The organism is Nocardia sp. NPDC058497, from assembly GCF_042720195.1.
Classification (GTDB): domain Bacteria; phylum Actinomycetota; class Actinomycetes; order Mycobacteriales; family Mycobacteriaceae; genus Nocardia.
Genome location: NZ_JBHXMY010000769.1, coordinates 1 through 2,328, shown reverse-complemented (window position 1 = coordinate 2,328; position 2,328 = coordinate 1). Strand labels below are relative to the sequence as shown.

2 protein-coding genes are annotated in these 2,328 nt (G+C 65.6%); one reads left to right on the top strand and one right to left on the bottom strand.

Features of this window, described 5'->3' with window-relative positions; translation table 11 throughout:
• The first annotated feature begins 553 nt into the window (after positions 1-553).
• Positions 554-1,336, top strand: coding sequence for an alpha/beta fold hydrolase (locus tag ACFWPJ_RS30705; RefSeq protein WP_378856693.1), 783 nt, complete (start codon positions 554-556; stop codon positions 1,334-1,336).
• A gap of 77 nt (positions 1,337-1,413) precedes the next feature.
• Here the strand turns inward: ACFWPJ_RS30705 and ACFWPJ_RS30700 are convergent, their stop codons facing one another.
• A complete protein-coding gene (locus ACFWPJ_RS30700) occupies positions 1,414-2,094 on the bottom strand; it encodes a Tn3 family transposase (RefSeq protein WP_378856691.1) in 681 nt (226 codons plus the stop codon).
• Positions 2,095-2,328 lie beyond the last annotated feature (234 nt).

Here is a 2,328-nt window from a genome sequence, read left to right as displayed (position 1 = left end):
CCCATCACATCGCCGCCGACGGCTGGTCACACGGTCCGCTCGTGGCCGACCAGTCCGGGGCGGGACACGCCCCCGGGCCCCCCCCGCCCCACCCCCCCCCCCCCCGCCCCGAGGGTGCCCCGTGCGCGAGCCCACGGCACGAGGATGAACCGGGCGGTGTGGTACTTCGCGGCGCTCTTCCCGGCCCGTGTCCGGCTTCCCGCCGGCGCCTCGCACTTGGGGCAGGGATGGCGTTCGACCGCGGCGGCGGCCTGTTTCGGGGTCAGGTCCATTCCCGATTTTCGCAGAACTCCCTCTCACAACACCGAGGTTGTGAGAGGTGTTGTGCGAACTGCGACCTGCAGGAACGCGGCACGGATCGGGCCGTTCGCAGAACTCTCACATCCGGTCATTTGTGAGAAGCGTGCGACTCGTCACGAGCCAGCCTGCTCGTGAACACGGTTGGTTGACGGTCCTAGAGATCTTCGAGTACTTCTTGTAACTACTGGGTAGTCGATGGATGCGTGGGGGATCGGTGATGGAACCTGTAAACCGGGCTGGGGCAGGCGAACCGGTGCTGCTGCTGCACGGATTCACCTTGTCGCACCATGTCTGGCACGACGTTGTCGACGACCTTTCCAGCGACTACGACGTCCTCGCAATGACGATGCCCGGGCACTGGGGCGGGCCCGGCCTACGCCTGCGCGATCTGGGGGTGCGCGGCATCGCCGACGGAATCGAACGAGAACTAGACAAGTTCGGTTGGGGAACCTGCCATGTCGCGGGGAACTCGCTCGGCGGCCAGGTCGGATTCGAACTCGAACGCCGCGGCCGCGCGCGATCCCTCGTCGCGATCAACCCTAGCGGCGGATGGAAGCGATTCTCCCGCAACGAGTTCCGGATCGGACTGGGCTTCAGCTCGCAGTTCCCACTCGCCGCGGTTGCCCGGATGCTCGGCGATCGAGCCGCAAGGCGCGAGGCCTTCCAACGTCCGGTGATCCAAAACTGCAGTCGAAACACAGCAGCCGTCTCCCCGGAGGATGCGACGAATGTGATCCGCGCGGTTTCTCACTGTCCCATCTACCTAACGATGCTCCTGGCCGGACTCCGCGATGGCCCGCTCGAGGATCTCCATCTCGTTACCGCGCCGACCTCGTTGATGCTGTCCGAGTTCGACACATTCCTCACCCGTGCCGAATGCATGCAACGGTTGATCGATGAACTGCCCGACCACATCGAAGAGGTCACGCTGCCCGGCGTCGGGCACATCCCGATGCTTGAGAACCCCGGCGTCGTCGCCGATGCCCTCCGCGCTCATCTGGTCAGGGTGGCCGATCGGCAACCGCGGGCCTCCTGATTCGACGCGCTACACGTTGACCAGACCATATGGGCATCCCCGTGAGTTGCGCGACGGGGCGAACGGAGTCGGACGCTTCACGGCGATCCGAACAGCACTCGCGGTTCCAGGTCGAGCCGGGTGACCGGCGTGTGGTCGGGTGGGGCGAGATTGAGCATGAGGTCGCCCATGCGGCGGATGGTGTGCTGAATGTACGGGGTGATGGTGGCCAGGTCGTCGGTGTCGACGGGATAGCCATCGGCGGCCAGGCCGTTGGCGACGTCGGTGATGTCCAGCGCGGCCGAGTAGATCGCACAGTTGGCCAGCAGCTCGTTGAACTTCACGACCCGTTCCAGGTGGTCGGGGTCGTTGTGGCTCATGAGCTTGCCGCCGATCATCAACCATTCCGCATACCCGTGGAATGCCTCAGCCTTGTTCGTGACCGCCTCGTACTTCACGCCGAGGTATGCGCGGACGAACCCGCGGCGGCGTTTCGCGGTGCGGTCGGCGCCGGTCTCCGGGCCCACCTCGTCGGGCAGGTCCAACACGCCACGCACGGTGTCGACGACGACGGCCGGGATGTCACGCAGCTTCGGGAAGTACCCGAGCCGCTGATATGCCTTCAGCCGCACTGCCGGGGCAAGCAGGTGCGGATCGCTCTGAGTCTTCCCCCGTGCCCACGCAACCTCGTCCTGTGTAGGGGTGACCGCCTCGGTCAGCTCGTGGGCGGACACCACCCGCTTGAACCGCGGGTAAGCGGTCCGATCGATCGACGCCAACCCGACACCCCAGCAAGATCACCACCCGGACTGCCAAACCCTATCCACACCCGAACCTCTCGTGATAGACCGCACCTGAGCAGGACCTACAGCAGGCCACGGCCCCTTTCAGGCGTATTTTCGGTTCCCACCTCTGGTGCAGTCACAGTGACGCGGATCGTGATTCCGGTCAGCACGCGTTCGGCGTGATTTCCACCGGTGTCAGCGCGCGGCACCCCACCCCACAGCGGCGAG